Below are 18,466 nucleotides of genomic sequence, written 5' to 3' on the forward strand. Positions count from 1 at the left end.
CTTGAAAAGAATCAGGGTTACCGGTCAAGTTGCACTTTCGCGGAGCCGATAGTGCGCACTATGTAGCGTAGGAGCTTCTCGATGAATATTATTTCCATTGGTGTCAGCGGCCTCTCCGCCGCACAGATCGCACTCAGTACCAGCAGTAACAACACCACCAACGCCTATACGGATGGCTATACCCGGCAGGTCGCCAACTTCTCCGAATCCGCATCGGGCAGCGGTGTGCAGATTTCCAGTGTCGATCGCCAGTACAACCAGTTCGTGACCACCCAACTCAACAGTTCGATCAGCACCGAAAGCGCGCTGTCGACCTATCAAACCGAAGTCGATCAGATCGACAGCCTGTTGGCCGATGGCGATGCCAGCCTCGATACCCTGCTGCAAAGCTTCTTTTCAGCCATCCAGACCCTGACCTCCGACGCCAGCGACACCGCAGCGCGGGAAGAAGTCGTAGGCGCGGCTGAAACGCTGACATCGCAGTTCACCCAGTTGGGCAGCTACCTGGACGAGATGGCGGACGACGTGAACAGCCAGATCGATGATCAGGTCACGCAGGTCAACGATCTCACCGGGCAAATTGCCGATCTCAACAAAAAAATCAGCCTGTCCGACGCACTGGGCACAACCTCCAACGACCTGCTCGATCAACGGGATCTGCTGGTCAGTCAGCTCAGCGAATTGGTCAATGTCGATGTCACCACGCAGGACAACGGCAGTTACAGTGTGTCCCTGAGCAACGGCCTTGCGCTGGTGTCCGGCAATGACAGTTTCGAACTGCAAACCAGCGTCTCGGCCAGCGACCCCACCCAAACGGTGGTCGCCTACGTGGACGCCGCCGGCAACACCACCGTGCTTGACGATTCAACGTTCGAAGGCGGCTCCCTGGGTGGGCTGATGGATTTTCGCGACACCACGCTGACCGAAACGCAAAACCAGTTGGGCATCCTGGCGGTCACATTGACACAAGCTTTCAACACCCTGCAGGCCTCGGGCATCGACCTGAATGGCGATACGGGAACCGATTTCTTCTCGGTCGACGACCCCAGCATTTACGGCAATACCAACAACACCGGCGACGCGATATTGACCGCGACTTTCACCGACGATGTGAGCGCATTGAGTGCCAGCGACTACACCGTCAGTTACTCCGCCAGCAACGGCTACACCGTGACCCGCAATGACACCGGCGCCAGTGTGGATTCAACCTACGACACCGACACCCTGACGTTCGCCGGGATCAGTGTGACCATCAGTGGCACCGCCGATGACGGCGACAGCTTTCTGGTGTTGCCGACACGCAACGCCGCCAGCAGTTTCAGCACCCTGACCAGTGACGGAAGCCTGATCGCTGCGGGTACCTCGACCGGCAGCAGCGATAACACCAACGCCCTGGCGATGCTCGACCTGCAAACCGACAGCCTCGTCGGCGGCACTTCGACCCTCAGCCAGACGTACTCGACACTGGTCAGTGACGTGGGCAGCACCGCCAGTAAAGTCGCTGGCCAACTCGAAACCCAATCGAGCCTGACCGAGCAACTGACCACGCTGCAGCAATCGGAATCGGGGGTCAATCTGGATGAAGAGGCGGCCGACCTGATTGTCTATCAACAGTATTACCAGGCCTGCGCGAAGATCGTCGAAGTAGGCACTACCGTGCTCGACAGCATTCTCGACATCAGCTGATAACCGTCTGAAAGGAGCGTCACGCCATGCGTCTCAGCACTGCGACGATTTACAACCAAAGCTTGAACGCCATGCTCGCACAGGAAAGCGCCTATCAGGACGCTGCCCAGGAAGTCGCCAGTGGCACCCGAGTGGTCAACCCTTCCGACGACTCGCTGGCCGCCGCCCAGGCTGTCAACGTCCGACAGGCGATCTCGACCAATGAGCAATACGCCGACTCGCGCAGCGCGATCACCACCTCGCTATCCCAGGAAGAAAGCACCCTCGACAGCATCAACGATGCCATCAGCAGCGCCATGGCCCTGCTCGTTCAGGCCAACAACGGCACCTTGAGCGACGCTGACCGCGAGTCGATCGCCACCTCGTTGCAGGGCGTCTACGACACGCTGGTGACGTTGGCCAACGCCACCGACAGTAACGGCAACTACCTGTTTTCCGGCTATCAGAGCCAGAGCCCGGCGTTTGCCGAAAATGCCAATGGCGAGCTGGTCTATCAGGGCGACAACAACGTCGTCACGCAGCAAGTCAGCTCCACCCAGACCATGGCCAGCGGCGATACCGGCGCAACGATCTTCCTGTCGGTCAGCAGCTCCGCAGATTTCATCGCCGAAGCCGGCGACAACACCGGCAGCGTGACCTACGACGGCCCCGACATCACGGACACACAGGATGCGAATTACGGAACAGGCTTTGTCGTGACCTTCAGCACCGCCACCGACGGCACTGCCCAATACAGCATTGATGGCGCCGATCCGGTTGCCTATTCCTCGGGCGACACCCTTGAAGTCAACGGCTTGTCCCTGACCCTAAGCGGAACCCCGGCCGACGGCGACACCATCACGGTCAGTGCCGCCGCCGATGCCGATCCGGACCTGTTCGCAACGTTGAAAAACCTGATCTCGGTGTTGCAGACACCAGTGGATACCGAGGCCGATCAGGCCAACCTGAGTAACACCCTGTCCACGGCCAGCCGCGAATTGAGTAACGCCCAGGACACGGTGCTCACCGTCCAGACATCCGTCGGTTCACGGCTTAATCAGTTGGAAGTGCTCGACACCATCGGCGATGACCTGGCACTCAGCTACACCGAACGTCTTTCCGGCCTGGTCGATGCCGACTACACCGAGTCGGTCACCGAATACACCGCGCTGCAAGTGGCGCTACAGGCCGCCCAGCAAACCTTCGTCAGCATTCAGAAGATGTCGCTGTTCGAGTACATCTGAGCCCTCGGCCCCTGCGCCGCCCGGACGACCTGGCGGTCGCAGGAGCGTTTCAGGGCCGCGCCATGTTGTCGATCAGGTACTGCATGAATTGCAGTGTGCTGGTCATCAATCTTTCGAGAAACTGCCCCAGATCGCCCATCACCACCATCAGCAAAACCAACCCCACGCTCAACGTCGCCGGGAAACCCACGGAGAACACCGTCAACTGTGGCGAGACGCGGTTCAGAATGCCCATGGCCAGGTTGATGATCAGCAGCGTGCCGACCATGGGCAGAGCCAATAAAAGACCGGTGAGGAAGATCGTGCTGCCATAGCGGGCTATCAGATTCCAGGCATTGGGGTCGAAATGCAGGTTGCCGATCGGCAAGGTCTTGAAGGTGCTTGCCAGCAGCTCAAGCACCATCAGGTGCCCGTTCAGCGCGAGAAACATCAGGATCGTGATCATGCCCAGAAAGCGCGACAGTACCATGCTGTTGGTGCTGGTATCGGCGGAAAAAAAGGTGGCGAACGCCAGGCCCATTTGCATGCCGCAAATGTCGCCGGTCATCTCGACCACCGCCAGCGTGATACGCATGACCATGCCCAGGGACATCCCGATCAACACTTGCTCCACAATCACCCCAAGCCCCGCCCACGAGAACAGGGTGACATCCGGCAAGGGCGGCAGATTGGGCGCGAGCAGGAAAGCAAGGAGCATCGCCAGGCCCACCTTCACCTGACTCGAGACGTTTTTATGACCGAGAATCGGGTCGCTCATCAGATACGCCAGCACTCGACAAAACGGCCAGAAGAAGCCGGTCACCCAGAGCTGCAACTGTGCCGAACTGACTTCGATCACGGGCGTCAGCCGATCAGCATGGGCAAATTGCTGAACAATGCGCGTGTGTAGTCCACCAGCATCTCCATGATCAGCGGACCTGCCAGCACCAGCACCACGCACACCCCGACAATTTTGGGGATGAACGACAGGGTGGATTCGTTGATCTGCGTCGCGGCCTGAAACAGGCTCACCAACAGCCCGATAAACAGCGTCACGAGCAGCACGGGCGCGGCCACGATCATGCTCATGCGCATGCCTTTGTAAGCCAGGTCCATGACCATTTCCGGTGTCATTATCTACGTCCTCGAAGCCACTTCATCAGGTGTAAAAACTTTGCGCCAGCGAGCCGAGCAGCAACTGCCAGCCATCGACCAGCACAAACAGCATCAACTTGAACGGCAGCGAGATCGTGGACGGCGGCACCATCATCATGCCCAGCGCCATCAACACACTCGCCACCACCAGGTCGATGATCAAAAACGGAATGAAGATGGTGAAGCCGGCCTGAAAAGCAGTCTTCAGCTCGCTGGTCACAAAGGCCGGCAACAATACCCGCATCGGTACATCCTCAGGGCCCTGCAAGTCCTCGATCTGGGCCAGCCGCGCAAACAATGCGAGGTCGCCCTGACGCGTTTGGGTCAGCATGAATTTGCGAAACGGCTGACTCGCCTTGTCGAGAAACTGCTCGACCGTGATCTCGTCTTTGGAGAACGGTAGCCAGGCTTTTTCGTACGCCTGATCGAGGGTCGGTGACATGACGAAAAAAGTCAGGAACAGCGACAACCCCAACAACACCTGGTTCGGCGGTGCCGACGTGGTGCCAATGGCGGTGCGAAGCAAACCCAGGACAATGATGATGCGGGTAAACCCGGTCATCATCAGCAGCACCGCAGGCAAGAACGCCATGGCACTGAGCAGCAACAGGGTTTGCAGGCTCAACGACCACTGCTGACCACCCGCCTGCCCGGTGAAGGCCGCCAGCCCTTGAATCGCCGGTTCGGCCTGAGCATCGGTCAAGCACGCGAACAGCAATACAGCCGACAGCGTCCGTTTCAACCCGCGTCGAACAAAAACCGGCGCACTCATGACGGGCTCCCCGGACCCTCGCCAGTACGCTGGACACTGCGCTTCAGAGCACCGGCCAGGCGTTCGGCAAAACCGTCACCGAGCATGACAGCGCTGCCCTCGGGATCGGCGGGCGGTGCATCCATCTGCGACAGTGCACTGACCTGTTGCGCGGTGACACCCAGCACCAGCCACTGGCCCCGTACCTCGACGATCACCACTTTCTCGCGCTGGCCCAGGCTTGTGCTGCTGACGACACGCATCAATTTCCCGGGGGACAGCGGACGCGCACCGACACGCCGCACGATCCAGCCACAGAGCAAAACACAAGCAACCACTAGCGCCAGCGCCAATGCCGTCTTGCCGAGCAATGCCAGGTTCATCAGGCTGTCCGAAGGGACGCCGAGGGCCACGGGCGGCGGAGTCTGACTGACGAGGCTCATCGGTTGAGTTTTTGAACGCGTTCGGAAGGCGTGATGATTTCCGTGATTCGGATACCGTACTTGTCGTCCACGACCACCACCTCGCCCTGGGCTATCAGGTAGCTGTTGATCAAGATGTCCATCGGCTCCCCCGCCAGGCCGTCGAGTGCCAGCACCGAACCCTGGGCCAGTTCCAGCAACTGCTTGATGGTAATCCGCGTGCGGCCCAGCTCTACGCTCAGCTTGACCGGAATATCCATGATCATTTCCAGCTCGCGTGCTGCTGCCGTGGGCTGCGGCGCGGTCAACGGCTTGAACAGGCTGGTGCCGACGCTCGGTGCAGGGCTGTCGGCCGTCGCCTCGGCCTCGGCCTCGCTCTGTTCGGCCAGGGCGATGGCCCAGGGATCCTCAGCAACCGCCCCGGCGCCCTGCTCGGCCAGCGCGTCAGCCCAGTCATCGGCCACTTGCGGCTCGGTAGTGTTTGAATCAGTCATGGTCGGATTCCTTGGCAGTGGACACGTGGCCCTTCACGAATCGGCTGGTAGAAGAGGAGGCAAGGCTCAGGGAGTGATCGACCAGTTCCTTGACGAGCAACGCACGCATCCCGTTCTGGCTGCCATATTCGCAACTCATGACAGGCACGCCGTCGACACGCGCACAGACGATATCGGGCAGTTCGATGGGTAAAACGTCGCCGACTTTCAGCGCCATGACCTGCCCTACCCGGGCATCCATTTCGACAAAGTCAGCGATCAGCTCAATCTGGGAATGGGTGATCTCGCCGGCCATGCGCTTGTTCCAATGCCGCTCCTCTTCTGGATTGGTATCGGTGAGCGGGCCGTTGAGCAACTGACGCATCGGCTCGATCATCAGGTAGGGGATGACGATGTTGAAGTCGCTGGACAGGTTGCCGACCTCCAGATGGAAGGTCGCATTCACTACGATTTCATTGGGCGAACTGGTGATATTGGCGAACTTGGCCTGCATCTCGGAACGCAAATATTCGATTTCCAGCGGGTAAACGGACTTCCAGGCATTTTTGTAAGCGTCCACCGACAACCCCAGCAAACGCTGGATGATGCGCTGCTCGGTATGCGTAAATTCCCGCCCTTCGGACTTGGTCACAAAGCGGCCGTCACCGCCAAACAGATTGTCCACCACCATGAACACCACGCTCGGCGGAAACACCACCAACGCAGTACCTCGCAGCGGCTTCATCGCCAACAGGTTGATGTTGGTGGGCATCGGCATGTGCAGGGAAAAGTCGCTGTAACTTTGATAGCGCACGCTTTTGACCGTGATGTCGATGCTGCGCCTGATCAAATTGAACAAGCCCATGCGGAAGTAGCGCGCGAAACGCTCGTTGATGATATCCAGCGCGTGCAAGCGCTCGTGGATCACCCGGTGCTGAGTCGCCGGGTCGTACGGACGGACCTGGGCATCCTTGAGCACCCCGACATCGTCATCCGGAGCATCGTCGTCGCCCCCACGAAGCAACATGTCGATCTCGTCCTGGGAGAGCAAATCGTCAATGGCCATGGGTTACTGCACAATAAAGTCGGTGTAAAGAACGTTCAGCACCGAGAGTTCAGGCTGCTGTGCCGCCAGGGATTTTTTGAGTGTTTCGAGGATTTTCGCCGCCAGGATTTCCTTGCCCTGAGGGTTGACCAGCTGCGTGCTGTTTTGCCCGCTCAGCAGTGTCAGAAGCTGGCTGCGAATCTGCGGCATGTACTGCTGCATGAGCTTTTGCGTCGCATCGTTTCCGACTTCCAGTGCAAACCCCACATACAGCAGGCTTTGCTCATCGCGTTCGTTTTGAAGATTGACCGTCATCGGTGCAATCGTCACCAGCCGTGGCGCCTGGGGAGTGTTCTCGACGGTTTCAACCTTCGCCGCTGCATCTGCATGCACTGCTGTTTTGCTCATGTAGAAGTACATGCCGCCGGAACTGGCTGCCGCGGCGACCAGCGCCATCAACAGAATCAGGAGCCAGGGAAATTTGCGGGTGGTGGTCATTGGCTGGAACCATGCAATGAAGGAGAACGGTTAGGCAGGGCTCAAGTATGACCAGCCCCCTGGTCTTCCCATGGGGCGATAAGACCAGGGTAACGGCGGTATCTCGCGGTTTTGATTTGCCATTCAGACGTACAGGTCGACACCCGAACTGCGCACAACGATACGCTGCACCGCCGCCTGCTCAACGTCCGGCACGGCATCGGCGCTGCTCATCGGGGCGTTTGCTCGATTGCCTGGCGAATCGCGCCGAGCCTGATCGCCAGAGGCCTGGCGCGCAGACTCATCGTTCACCGAGGCCTGCCCCAGGGAAATACCCTGGGATGCGAGGGCCTCGCGCAACTGCGGCAATGCCTGCTCCACCGCGGCACGCACCGACGCATGTGCCGACTGGAACTGCGCATGGGTGCTGCCGTCATTGAGATTGAGGCTGATCGACAGCGGGCCGAGCTCGACGGGATTGAGTTGCAAGTCGACCTGCTGCTCGCCCCGCGTGATCATGTCGAACACCTGCTGACCGAGGCCGTCCTGCCATTCGGACGTGCCAACAGCGGTCGCGAGCACCAGACCATTGCTGATGACTTTGTCGCTGCCAGTCAGGCCGACAGAGCTCAATGTCAGCGATGCCAGGCTAAAGCTACTCTGGGCATCGCTACTGACGGAGCCATCGGCCTGGCTGTCGACCGGTGTGTTGTCGGTTTGCGCGCGCAGATCTTGCAGCACATCGGTAACGGGTCCGGTCAGCGTCTGCGACGTGTCCTGCCTGTCGATCGGATCGGACGTGTCCTGACCGGCATCAACGCCTGAGTCGACCAACGTCAGATGCTCGGCCGGCAGTTTGCTGTTGGCGCTGATCAACGTATCGGGGTCCGCGGGCACAGCGCCCTGAGCGGGGATCTCGGCGGGTAGAGCAACCGCTGGCGCAACGACCATCGAAGAGATATCGGGTTGGCCTGCGCTTTCGATCAGCGCCATGCGCTGACGAATGTCCTCCAACGAGCTGTCGACAGCACTCGAACTGTCCGAGGCACTCAGATCGGCATCGCTCGCAAGATCGTCTGCCGTGGCATAGAGATCCAGGCCAAGGTCATCGTCCGTGAGCGAGGCATCCGGCTCGGCGGAAGTGGAAGCCAGTGGCGGGGTCAGGGGGGGCATGGCTGATGTCGAAACGGCTGGAGCCGGCTGCTCGCCCGGTTCGGGGACGACACTTGCCACTTCGGAGGACGGCAACGTCGGCGCAAGGTCGGCGTCTTCGACCGGGCCACGGGTTGCGGTCTGCACCGTACTGTCGGTGATCGACGATACAGAGGTTGGCGTCACGGGTTCGGCGCTCGGGTCTGCCGCCTCTGTTTGAGGCTTGGCGTCCCCCATCGCAGCGGTCGGGCTCGCCGGGTCCTTGCTCGCCGGCGCCTCGCTCACCTGACTCAGCACAGACGAAAACGACTCACTCGTCGTGCCTGGCTTCTGGCCGCAAGCACTGGACTGAGTCGACGCAGCGGACGATGGGGCAAACGAAGCGATGATATCCATGGTGTCCCTTAGTGGCTGCTATCGATGGAGGACGAAAAATGACCAGGCCGCCGACGTAACTGGCTGGCCATTTCATCGGTTTGGCGCTGCTCCACACGCCCGGCCTGCAACCGCTCCTGCTGGGCCCGACGACTCAACAGCGCTTCTATCGCATTGACCTTGCGCCATTGCTCCAGCCAGCTCTGTTGGTGCAGGGCCACCTGTTTGCGGTGACGCTCCAGACTTTTTTGCGCGCGATCGACGGCCTCTTCCAGTGAATGGAGAAAGCCACGGTAGTTCGTGAGCGCAGAAGGGCTCATGCCATCCTTGAGCAACTCCTGCTGCAGGTTTTGGCGGTACTCCTGTTGATACTGGTCAAGCGTGCGCAGCTGATTGACCACCTGCTGTTCGGCGTGACGGCTCTGCGCCAAAGCGCGCGCCGCAACGTCCCGCGCTTTGCCGGTCAGCTCGATCAGCAGGTCAAGCGATTGATTAGCCATGGGTGATTACTCGCCAGGGACAGGAAAAAGTCATTTGCCAGGGAACAAGAGGTTGAGCCCGGACAGGGTCTCTTCCACGCTGGCGCGATCATTGATGCGCTGTTGCAGAAACCGCTCGATGTGCGGGTACAAACCGACGGCACGGTCGAGCTGGGGATCGTGTCCCGGCGCATAGGCGCCGACACTGATCAGGTCGCGATTGCGCTGGTAACGGGACAGGGTCTGCTTGAGCTGTTGCGCCTTGCGCTGCTGCGATTCACTGACGATGGCGGTCATCGCCCGACTGATCGAAGCTTCGATATCGATGGCCGGGTAATGCCCGCTTTCGGCCAGATGACGCGACAGGACAATGTGCCCATCCAGGATCGCCCGCGCCGCATCGGCAATCGGATCCTGCTGATCGTCGCCCTCGCTGAGCACCGTATAAAACGCCGTGATCGACCCGCCGCCGGGCGGACCATTGCCGGTGCGCTCGACGAGCTTGGGCAGCTTGGCAAACACGGATGGCGGATAGCCCTTGGTCGCCGGCGGCTCGCCCACGGCCAACGCGATCTCGCGTTGAGCCATGGCGTAGCGGGTCAACGAGTCCATGATCAGCAGAACATCCTTGCCCTGATCGCGAAAATCCTCTGCCAGGCGCGTCGCGTATGCCGCGCCCTGCAAACGTTGCAGCGGGGACGTATCGGCCGGCGCCGCTACAACCACAGAACGGCGCAAGCCTTCTTCACCCAGGATGTTGTCGATGAAATCCTGCACTTCCCTGCCTCGCTCCCCGATCAGCCCAACCACGATGACGTCGGCCTGGGTATAGCGGGCCATCATGCCGAGCAGTACCGATTTGCCGACGCCTGAACCGGCAAACAGCCCCAGGCGCTGACCACGACCGACACACAGCAAAGCATTGATGGCACGGATGCCGACATCGATCTGACGATCGATAGGGGCACGCTTGAGAGGGTTGAGCGGCTGTGTGTGCAAGCTGGAGTGATGGGCTCCCAGCAACGGTCCGCCGCCGTCCAGCGGCTGCCCGCTGCTGTCCAGCACCCGGCCGAGCAGCGACAGGCCCAGCGGAAAATAACGACCGCCGGCCGCGCCCGTCAGGCCGTCGTCCGAGGCAAAGACCCGCGCCCCCGGTTGCAGACCGTGGATTTCTTCCAGTGGCATCAGGTAGAGGATATCCCCTGAAAAGCCCACCACTTCGGCCTCGGCATAAGCGGGGGCCGGGCGGGCGAGACTGAGCACCGCCAACTCGATGCGGCAGGCACCACCCAACGGCAGACGCAGGCCCACCGCCTCCAGCACCATGCCAGTGGCGCGGGTGATTCGCCCGCTGCGCAGGTAGTGCGCCACCCTCAGCGACTCGCCCTGAAACGTGTCCAGCACGCCGCTCCAGCGTTCGACATGCAGGTTGCCCGGGATCATGGCTGCTCGCCGAGGATCGCCACGGCGTCCTCCAGCCCCCGCGCGATGCTGCGATTCAACATCTCCAGGCGTGACTGGCGCGTGGCGTCCAACTCACCGCTGGCGCTGACCACTCGACAGCCGCCAGGCAACATCGTGGTATCGGCGTGCAAGGCCCAACCCGCCGCACCAATCTGTTCGCCCAGGCTGCCTTGAACCAACTGCAAGTCATCGGGGTTCAGCCACAGGCGCGGCTTGCCACTCAGCTCGGGGTCGCTGTTGAGCATCTTCTGCACAATAACGATCACCTGCTCCGGTTGGGCGGTCAGGGCTTCTCCTGCCAATTGCTGCGCGGCCTCAAGCGCGATCCGGGCCAACTGGCGGGCAATATGCCCGTCCATCTGCTTGAGCGCCTGATCGAAGTTTCGGCACAACTCCAGCAACGGTTGCAAGGTGTGCACAACCTGCTGCTGCAACTCCACGGCGGCGGCCTGACGACCCTCGCTCAGGCCTTGGGCATACCCCTGTTCCACCCCTTGCGCATGGCCAACTTGCTGCGCCTCGCTGAGGGTCTTTTCGCGCAGCACCTGCATTTCCAGCCGGTGCTGAAAGGCTTGCTTGCGCAGCCTTTCCCGATGGCTCATCTCCGGATCAGGGGCAGGCAATTCATTGCAGCCCAGCGGGTCCATCTGCCAGGGTTGCCAACGGTCGCTGTCGGGTGCGGGAGAGGACTCAGACATAAGCGTCATTACCGCGTGCAGTCACAATTTCACCGCTGTCGGACAAGCGTCGAACCACCTGCAGGATGGCCTTCTGTTCAGACTCGATCTGCGACATGCGGATCGGTCCGCGCGCCTCCATGTCCTCTCGGAACAATTGCGCGGCACGCTGCGACATGTTGTTGAGGAAGCGCTCCAGCAAGGCCGGCGGTGCGCCTTTAAGAGCAATAGCCAGCGAGTTGCTTTCGACCTGCTGAAGCAGCGTCTGAATGCCGCGATCGTCCACCTCGATAAGGTTTTCGAACAGGAACATCTCGTCGAGGATCTTCTGCGCCAGGTCTTCGTTGTGCTGGCGCACGGTTTCGATGGCCGACTCTTCGTGCGTGGAACTCATCAAGTTGAGGATTTCCGCCGCCGTTCTGACACCGCCCATTTTGCTGCGTTTGAGGCTTTGCCCATCCAGCATCACACCCAGTACTTCCGTCAGTTCCTGCAACGCCACCGGTTGTACGCCGCTGAAGGTCGCGATTCGCAGAATGATGTCGTTGCGCAGACGGTCGGGCAGCAACTGGAGAATGTCGGAAGCCTGATGACGCTCCAGATGCACGAGGATGGTCGCGATGATCTGTGGATGCTCGTCACGAATCATCTCGGCCACCATCGACGCTTCCATCAGGTTCAACTTGTCGATGCCGGAACCGGTGTTGGTGCTCTCCAGAATATCGTCGATCAGGCTGGCCGCGCGTTCGCTGCCCAAAGCCTTGGTCAAGACCGCGCGAATATGATCACTGGTCTGGATATTGATGGCCGCATATTGATCGGTCTCGTCCATGAACTCTTCAAGGACCTGGCGCATTTCCTCATGGGACACCTGGCTCAGTCGCGCCATCTCGATGCTGATGGCTTCGACATCCGTGCTCGGCAGGAATTTGAACACTTCGGCTGCACTGTCGGCATCGAGCGACAGCAGCAGGATGGCGCTGCGGCGAGCCCCGCTCATTTTGTTAGTCATTTTTCTTCATCCATCCGCGCACGATCATGGCGACCAGTCTCGGGTCTTCGGCTGCGATCTGCTGCAAGCTCTGCATGTTCTGCTCATACACGGCCGACTTGCGTGGCAGGGTGTGCGGCGCGGGGTCCTGGCCGGCGATCATGACAGCGGTGCCCGTGGCCGTCGGGACCAGTGCCGTCCCCGGCTCAGACTCGCTCGCCAGCGCCAACCGGTTCAACTCGCCATGGCGCCGTTGCATCGGCCTGAGCACCAGCCACCACAGCGTCAGCGCGGCAAAGCCGACCAGTAGATAGCGCATGGCGCTCATCAACAGGTTGTATGCCTCGGGGGTTTTCCACCACGCGGGCTCAGCCACGGCAATCTCTGTTTCAACAAACGGGCTGTTAATCACTTGCAGCGCATCGCCCCGACTTTCCGTGAAGCCCATGGCCTGGCGAACCAGATTGTTGATGTTTTCCAGTTCTTCCTTGCTCAGGGGCTCAGGGGTCGGCGTGCCGTCCTTGAGCACCGTGCGATAGTTGACCACCACTGCCGTCGTCAGGCGCTGGATGTTGCCCAGGCTCGATTTGACGTGCTCGACATTGCGGTCGACTTCGTAGTTGATCATCCGCTCGCTCTGCAGCGACTTTTCGTTCTTGCCGCCCTTGGTGTCAGCTGCGTTGGCCGCACTGGCGGCTGTCGTGTTCGCGGCGTTGGCCGCGGGCGTTGGCGCGGTGGCGCGCGTCGGCGCGGGGGTATTGGGTGGCGAGTTGGTCAGCGCCCCCGGAACGCCTCGACCGGCGTCGTCGCCCTCCAATACATGCTCGGACGTCTGCTTGCTGCGCACCGCCGCTTCATTGGGGTCCTGATTGGGGGCGTAACGTTCGGCGGTGCTTTCGCGACTGGAAAAATCGATCTGCGCGACCACCTGCGCATGAACGTTCTGATTGCCCAGCGGCGGCGTCAGGATGTCTTCGATGCGACGCTGGTAAGTGCGCTCGACCTCACGCACATAATTGAGCTGCGAGCCATCCAGGCCGGGATTGTCACCATGGGTCTGCGACAACAGACGACCGTTCTGATCGACCACGGTAACGGCATCGACGTTCAGTTCCGGCACGCTGGAAGTCACCAGATGCACAATCGCATTGGCCTGACTCTGCCCCAGCTCTCGACCGGGTTGCAGGGTCAACACGACCGACGCACGCGCCGCTTCGCGGTCGCGGACAAACACCGACTGCTTGGCCATGACCAGATGAACACGCGCCTTGGCGACCGGTCCCAAGGACTCGATGGTGCGAGACAACTCACCTTCAAGGCCGCGCTGATAATTCAAATGCTCGGCAAACTGACTGACACCGAAGGCCTGCTTGTCCAGCAACTCGAAACCAATGCCGCCGCCCTTGGGCAACCCTTGCTCGGCGAGTTGCAGGCGTAACGCATTCATCTTGTCGCTGGGCACCATGATGGTGTTGCCACCCTCGCCCAGCCGATAAGAAATGGCGCGCTTGTCCAGCTCACCGATGATCTGCCCGCCGTCCGCTTCACTGAGACCGGAAAACAGCACGCGATACTCCGGTTCGCGCGCCCACAGCAGCAGGGCCACGACGACCGCAATGACCGCCGCGCCCGCCAACAGCAAAGGCAGCAGGGGCTGACTGCGAAACAGCGTCGACAACGCCTCCAGCGGCTTGGCCGGAGTGCGGGTCAGAGTGTTTTTTTGCGCGCCTTTGGCCAGGACTGCGGAACTCACGAACACCTCGATAGCGAGGATAGGGCCTGTACGAAAGACATTGCAGAGTCCGGTAGCAGTAGTAGTCGATCAGCCTCCTGTTTCAGGCAGCACCCAGGGGTACCGCAGCGAATCGGGACGGCCGGCAGGACTTCATTCTGGCGAAAATGGCGGAAGCTAAAGGCCGGAAAAGCCGCCGGTTTTGTGGTCAATTGAGCGAATGTGCGGACCGGCAGGCTTGGTAATCTGCTGGCCTAATCGCTGCATACAGGTCTTGCGCCATGAATTCGTCCGCCCTCACCAATGCCTTGCAACAACTGACGCTCCTCGCCGAGCAGGCCGAAGGCGCGAATATGCATAACGTCAGCAGCGGGCCCGCCAGTGGTTTCGCCGGTGAATTGCAGGTTTCGCTGCAGCGCATCAACCAATTGCAACAAGCCGCCAGCAACCAATCCAACGCCTTCCAGGCAGGCAGTGCCGCGGTTTCGCTCAGCGATGTGATGGCCGACTCACAGAAAGCCAGCATTGCCTTCCAGATGGGTGTGCAAGTGCGCAATCGCCTGCTCACGGCCTACAAAGACGTGATGGCCATGCAGGTCTGAAGTCGCGGAGCCCGGCGGGCTTCGTGGCACGGCGCTCGGCAGCCTTGCTGATGAGATCGTTGAAAAACGCGATCAAGCCCTAAAGACGGGTTTGCCCGTTGCCGATGTTGCGTTCAAACGCACTCCTTTGAGTGTGAACACAACACCTTGCTCAACGAGCAAGGCCAGGCACTCACCAAGACAGGCCCCCACATGACAACGACCACCACCTCCAGCAGCTCGACCGCAACCGTTACCTCCCTGGGCGTTGGCTCCGGGCTGGATCTGGACAGCATTCTGGAAAGTCTGGAAGACTCGAAAGAGACCAGCCTGCTGGACCCGATCACCGCACAAGAGGACTCGGTGGAGGCCGAAATATCGGCCTACGGTACGTTGACGAGTGCCCTGACCACCCTGCAATCAGCGGTTGAAGCCCTGGCCGATGAGAGCCTTTACAAGTCGTTGACCACGACCTTGTCCGGCACCGGCGTGACGGCGGCAACCACCAGCGAAGCCGAAGCCGGCACCTACCAGCTGGAAGTGACACAACTGGCCCAGGCACAAAGCCTCACCACCGATGGCATCGCCGACAAGACCACCGCGCTGGGCACCGGCACACTGACCCTGCAAGTGGGTACAAAAGAGGCGGTATCGATCACCCTCGACAGCAGCAACAACACGCTGGAAGGTATCCGCGACGCAATCAACGCGGCCGATGCCGGCGTGACCGCCTCGATCGTCAGTGACGGCAGCGACACCCCGTACCGCCTGGTGCTGACATCCGACAGCACCGGCACCGAATCGGAAATGACCGTGACCTACACCGGCACGGACAGCACCGATGAAGCGTCGAGCCTGTTTGGCTACGACGGCTCGACAGGCAACATGACCGAAACAGTCGAAGCCCTGGACGCAAAACTCACGATCAACGGCATCTCTATTTCGAGCCAAAGCAACACCGTCGAAGATGCCCTGGAAGGGGTCACCCTGAGCCTGTCCACAACCGGCAGCTCGCAAACTCTGACGATTACCCAGGACACCGACGCCATCCTCGATGCCATTACCACGTTCGTCGATGCGTACAACGATTACGTCACGACCGTGGATGACTTGACCGCCTATGACGCGGATACGGATACGGCAGGCGAGTTGCTGGGAGACTCGACCACCCGCCGAATCAGCAGTGAATTGAGCAGTGATCTCTACAGCGCTATCGGCAGCGGGACGTATAGCTACCTCTCGCAGCTGGGGATTTCCCTGGAAGTCGATGGCACCTTGTCGATTGACGAAGACACGCTGACGACCGCGCTCGAAGACAACATTGATGCTGTTTCGGAATTCTTTATCGGCACCGATGACACCACAGGCTTTATTACCCAGATGTCGACCGACCTGGACAACTACCTGGACGAAGATGACGGCTTGATCGTCGCTAAAACCGACAGCCTGGAATCCAAACTGGAGCAACTGGAGGAGCGCTATGTAGAGAAGCAGGCGCTGATCGACTCCGAGATGGCACGCTGGACCGACGAATTCACCCAACTTGATACCTTGATATCCGAGCTGAACTCGACGGCCGATTATCTGACGACCCAGTTTGATGCACTTAACAGCGATGATTGACGACCCTACTGCGGAGCAAATTAGATGAGTTCCATTCGAGACGCGAATGCTTATGCCAGGGTGGGCGTAGAAAGCGGCATTTGGGCGGCCTCTCCTCACCAAAGGATCGTGATGCTGTTCGACAGTTACCAGGCATCGATTCGTATCGCTCGCCTGCACCTGCAGACCGGCAACATCGCCGAAAAAGGCAAGGCCATTACCAAGGCAATCAATATTGTCAGTAAGGGGTTGCGCGCCTCGCTGGATCTCGAACGAGGGGGCGACGTTGCCGTGCAACTTGACCAGCTCTACGACTACGTTGTTCGTGTGCTGCTAAGGGCAAATCTCAACAATGACGAGACTGCGCTCACGACTGCCGCCGATCTGCTGGAACCTGTCGCCGCAGCCTGGCTAGCCATTGGTTCGCACATTGAGGAAGAGCGGTAGACATGATGCAAGCACAATTGATCGCCGCTTATGAACAACTACTCAAACAATCACAACGCCTACTCGAATGTGCAGAAAAATCCGACTGGAACGGCATCTTCACCTTAAAGTCCCAAGGGCTGATCGATGCCAACTACTTGCGCCGCGCCGAAGATCAAGTCGAACTTGACGATGCCGGCCGGCAACACAAGTTTGAACTCATCAGCCAAATCCTGATGCTGGAAGAACAGGTCAATTCGTTCTTGCATGCCCGTCAGAATGACTTGGGTGAGCTCATGCAAATCAATCGTCGAAAGAGCGATCTGAATACGGCTTACCGCGCATCGACCAACAGCGTGATACCCATCGACCGCTATTTGTATCGAAAAAAATAACAGCCTTGTACAAGCCGTACCAAGTCACGACACATTGATGTGAAATTATCTTTGAGGTGCAAAAAGACGCCTGACAACAGACAACAAATAGTCTGCCTCAGTCGGTTATCGTACGTTTCAATTGATACTTTAGAAAAAATTAAAAAGCCGGTATTCACGACCTGCGAGTGGACGGTCGAGCGTGTGAATAACCGAATAAAAAAGATATGACAGGGTGCCTGCCTGCAAAGCAACAGCACCCATTTTTTGTACTTGTCGATTTGCAGCACCTGTCTGCCAGAGGTCACGCCGCCAAGGCGCACCGAACTGTAGTACCCATCGGGAGGGTAGAAGTTGCCAAATACCAACGCTGAACTAGAAGACATCCAGGATCTGAATCTTTCCTATTTATTACTGGCCCAAAACCTGCTGCGCAAAGATCGGGAGATCGCCATTTTTCGCCTGAAACTCAGCGAAAAAATGGCGGACCTGCTAACCAAACTGAGCAGCAAGCAAATGACCCAGCTAGCCCGGGTCAATCAATTGATTTGCCGCCCCGTTTTCGAAGAGACAGACCGCCTGTCCAAGGTCCTGGGCAACTCTCGCGAACTGGGCATGGTGGAAATTCATTCTGCACTGCTGATGGCCGCCGCCGATCGTTCAGGCGACATGCGAACCGGGGAAGGCTGATCCATGTCAGAAAAAAGCCTGGTTACCGAAATGCAGCAGGTGCAACTGGCGATCGAACTGATTGAACTGGGTGCGCGACTGCAGGTACTGGAAACCGAGACCTCGCTCAGCCGGGGCCGACTGATCCGTCTGTATAAAGAAGTTAGAGGAGCCTCCCCACCCAAGGGCATGCTGCCCTTCTCCACCGACTGGTTCGTGACATGGCTACCGAACATTCACTCATCCCTGTTTTACGGCATGTATCGCAGCATGATCGAAATCGGCGGACACCGGATCGATGCTTTCGTCAAAGCCTATCGCCTGTACCTGGAGCAGGTGGCCGATCAAGAAGGGGAATTGGTACTCGGCCTTACCCGAGCCTGGACCCTCGTACGCTTTTTTGAAAGCGACATGCTTGAGCTGATCCGTTGCGAGTGCTGCTCCGGCGAGTTCGTCGCCCATTCTCATGCACCAACGCAGCACTATGTATGCGGCATTTGCCAGCCACCTTCGCGCGCCGGCAAAACCCTGAAACGCCGAGACTTCGACGCCCTGCTACTCGACAGTCTGCCGCACGTACGCAAGGCTTGAAACGATCACAGCGTCGCGCCCCCCTCACCCCACGCAAAAAGAGCAGGTAAGCCCGACGGATCGGGCTTGCCTCTTTTCACCCCAGCCGCTCACCCCCAAAAAAAATAACTTCAAGTTTTCGATAGGCCTGCCGATATCCAGC

At 59.5% G+C, this 18,466-nt stretch carries 21 protein-coding genes; 8 read left to right on the top strand and 13 right to left on the bottom strand.

The window, feature by feature from the left end; translation table 11 throughout:
• The first annotated feature begins 81 nt into the window (after positions 1-81).
• Positions 82-1,686: a flagellar hook-associated protein FlgK gene (flgK, locus tag JQF37_RS05055; protein WP_130203875.1), complete on the top strand. Its 1,605-nt coding sequence runs from the start codon at positions 82-84 to the stop codon at positions 1,684-1,686.
• Positions 1,687-1,712: 26 nt separating this feature from the next.
• Positions 1,713-2,909, top strand: a complete 1,197-nt coding sequence (gene flgL, locus JQF37_RS05060; protein WP_130203874.1) for a flagellar hook-associated protein FlgL — start codon at positions 1,713-1,715, stop codon at positions 2,907-2,909.
• Positions 2,910-2,958: 49 nt separating this feature from the next.
• Here flgL and fliR read toward each other — a convergent pair whose 3' ends face one another.
• The 13 genes from fliR to fliF form a co-directional block, all read right to left on the bottom strand.
• Positions 2,959-3,747 (bottom strand): flagellar biosynthetic protein FliR, encoded by a 789-nt coding sequence (fliR, locus tag JQF37_RS05065; RefSeq protein ID WP_130203873.1) that lies wholly within the window; start codon positions 3,745-3,747, stop codon positions 2,959-2,961.
• Positions 3,748-3,752: 5 nt separating this feature from the next.
• Positions 3,753-4,022 (bottom strand): flagellar biosynthesis protein FliQ, encoded by a 270-nt coding sequence (fliQ, locus tag JQF37_RS05070; RefSeq protein ID WP_130203872.1) that lies wholly within the window; start codon positions 4,020-4,022, stop codon positions 3,753-3,755.
• 25 nt (positions 4,023-4,047) lie between these two features.
• On the bottom strand, positions 4,048-4,815 hold the full coding sequence (gene fliP, locus JQF37_RS05075) for a flagellar type III secretion system pore protein FliP (RefSeq protein WP_130203871.1): 768 nt from the start codon (positions 4,813-4,815) through the stop codon (positions 4,048-4,050).
• Entirely contained in the window at positions 4,812-5,237 is a 426-nt protein-coding gene (gene fliO, locus JQF37_RS05080; protein ID WP_223272610.1) for a flagellar biosynthetic protein FliO, read from the bottom strand. Before fliO ends, fliP begins: the two co-directional genes overlap by 4 nt.
• Positions 5,234-5,710: a flagellar motor switch protein FliN gene (gene fliN / locus JQF37_RS05085; RefSeq protein ID WP_204149559.1), complete on the bottom strand. Its 477-nt coding sequence runs from the start codon at positions 5,708-5,710 to the stop codon at positions 5,234-5,236. Before fliN ends, fliO begins: the two co-directional genes overlap by 4 nt.
• Positions 5,703-6,755, bottom strand: a complete 1,053-nt coding sequence (gene fliM, locus JQF37_RS05090) for a flagellar motor switch protein FliM (RefSeq protein WP_130203869.1) — start codon at positions 6,753-6,755, stop codon at positions 5,703-5,705. The genes fliN and fliM overlap by 8 nt, the downstream gene beginning before the upstream one ends.
• A 3-nt stretch (positions 6,756-6,758) precedes the next feature.
• Positions 6,759-7,232 carry a flagellar basal body-associated protein FliL gene (fliL, locus tag JQF37_RS05095; protein WP_130203868.1) on the bottom strand — a complete coding sequence of 158 codons (474 nt, stop codon included), beginning with the start codon at positions 7,230-7,232 and terminating at the stop codon, positions 6,759-6,761.
• Between the two features lie 123 nt (positions 7,233-7,355).
• On the bottom strand, positions 7,356-8,759 hold the full coding sequence (locus JQF37_RS05100) for a flagellar hook-length control protein FliK (protein WP_130203867.1): 1,404 nt from the start codon (positions 8,757-8,759) through the stop codon (positions 7,356-7,358).
• Positions 8,760-8,767: 8 nt separating this feature from the next.
• Positions 8,768-9,238 carry a flagellar export protein FliJ gene (gene fliJ, locus JQF37_RS05105; RefSeq protein WP_130203866.1) on the bottom strand — a complete coding sequence of 157 codons (471 nt, stop codon included), beginning with the start codon at positions 9,236-9,238 and terminating at the stop codon, positions 8,768-8,770.
• Positions 9,239-9,268: 30 nt separating this feature from the next.
• A complete protein-coding gene (gene fliI, locus JQF37_RS05110) occupies positions 9,269-10,660 on the bottom strand; it encodes a flagellar protein export ATPase FliI (RefSeq protein WP_130203865.1) in 1,392 nt (463 codons plus the stop codon).
• Positions 10,657-11,379, bottom strand: a complete 723-nt coding sequence (locus tag JQF37_RS05115) for a flagellar assembly protein FliH (RefSeq protein WP_130203864.1) — start codon at positions 11,377-11,379, stop codon at positions 10,657-10,659. Before JQF37_RS05115 ends, fliI begins: the two co-directional genes overlap by 4 nt.
• Positions 11,372-12,370 (bottom strand): flagellar motor switch protein FliG, encoded by a 999-nt coding sequence (gene fliG, locus JQF37_RS05120; RefSeq protein ID WP_130203863.1) that lies wholly within the window; start codon positions 12,368-12,370, stop codon positions 11,372-11,374. Before fliG ends, JQF37_RS05115 begins: the two co-directional genes overlap by 8 nt.
• Positions 12,363-14,102 carry a flagellar basal-body MS-ring/collar protein FliF gene (fliF, locus tag JQF37_RS05125; RefSeq protein WP_204149560.1) on the bottom strand — a complete coding sequence of 580 codons (1,740 nt, stop codon included), beginning with the start codon at positions 14,100-14,102 and terminating at the stop codon, positions 12,363-12,365. The genes fliG and fliF overlap by 8 nt, the downstream gene beginning before the upstream one ends.
• A gap of 260 nt (positions 14,103-14,362) precedes the next feature.
• On the opposite strand from fliF, the gene fliE reads away from it, so the two are divergent.
• The 6 genes from fliE (at position 14,363) to flhC (ending at position 18,324) form a co-directional block, all read left to right on the top strand.
• On the top strand, positions 14,363-14,683 hold the full coding sequence (gene fliE, locus JQF37_RS05130) for a flagellar hook-basal body complex protein FliE (RefSeq protein ID WP_130203861.1): 321 nt from the start codon (positions 14,363-14,365) through the stop codon (positions 14,681-14,683).
• 192 nt (positions 14,684-14,875) lie between these two features.
• Positions 14,876-16,285, top strand: a complete 1,410-nt coding sequence (gene fliD, locus JQF37_RS05135) for a flagellar filament capping protein FliD (RefSeq protein WP_130203860.1) — start codon at positions 14,876-14,878, stop codon at positions 16,283-16,285.
• Between the two features lie 24 nt (positions 16,286-16,309).
• A complete protein-coding gene (fliS, locus tag JQF37_RS05140; protein ID WP_130203859.1) occupies positions 16,310-16,711 on the top strand; it encodes a flagellar export chaperone FliS in 402 nt (133 codons plus the stop codon).
• 2 nt (positions 16,712-16,713) lie between these two features.
• Positions 16,714-17,085 carry a flagellar protein FliT gene (locus tag JQF37_RS05145; RefSeq protein WP_130203858.1) on the top strand — a complete coding sequence of 124 codons (372 nt, stop codon included), beginning with the start codon at positions 16,714-16,716 and terminating at the stop codon, positions 17,083-17,085.
• Between the two features lie 333 nt (positions 17,086-17,418).
• The gene (gene flhD / locus JQF37_RS05150) at positions 17,419-17,754 is read left to right on the top strand and encodes a flagellar transcriptional regulator FlhD (RefSeq protein ID WP_130203857.1); all 336 of its coding nucleotides are present in this window, start codon (positions 17,419-17,421) and stop codon (positions 17,752-17,754) included.
• 3 nt (positions 17,755-17,757) lie between these two features.
• Positions 17,758-18,324, top strand: a complete 567-nt coding sequence (gene flhC / locus JQF37_RS05155) for a flagellar transcriptional regulator FlhC (protein ID WP_130203856.1) — start codon at positions 17,758-17,760, stop codon at positions 18,322-18,324.
• Positions 18,325-18,466: the final 142 nt, after the last annotated feature.

Source organism: Pseudomonas sp. MIL9 (assembly GCF_016887925.1).
GTDB lineage: Bacteria > Pseudomonadota > Gammaproteobacteria > Pseudomonadales > Pseudomonadaceae > Aquipseudomonas > Aquipseudomonas mohnii.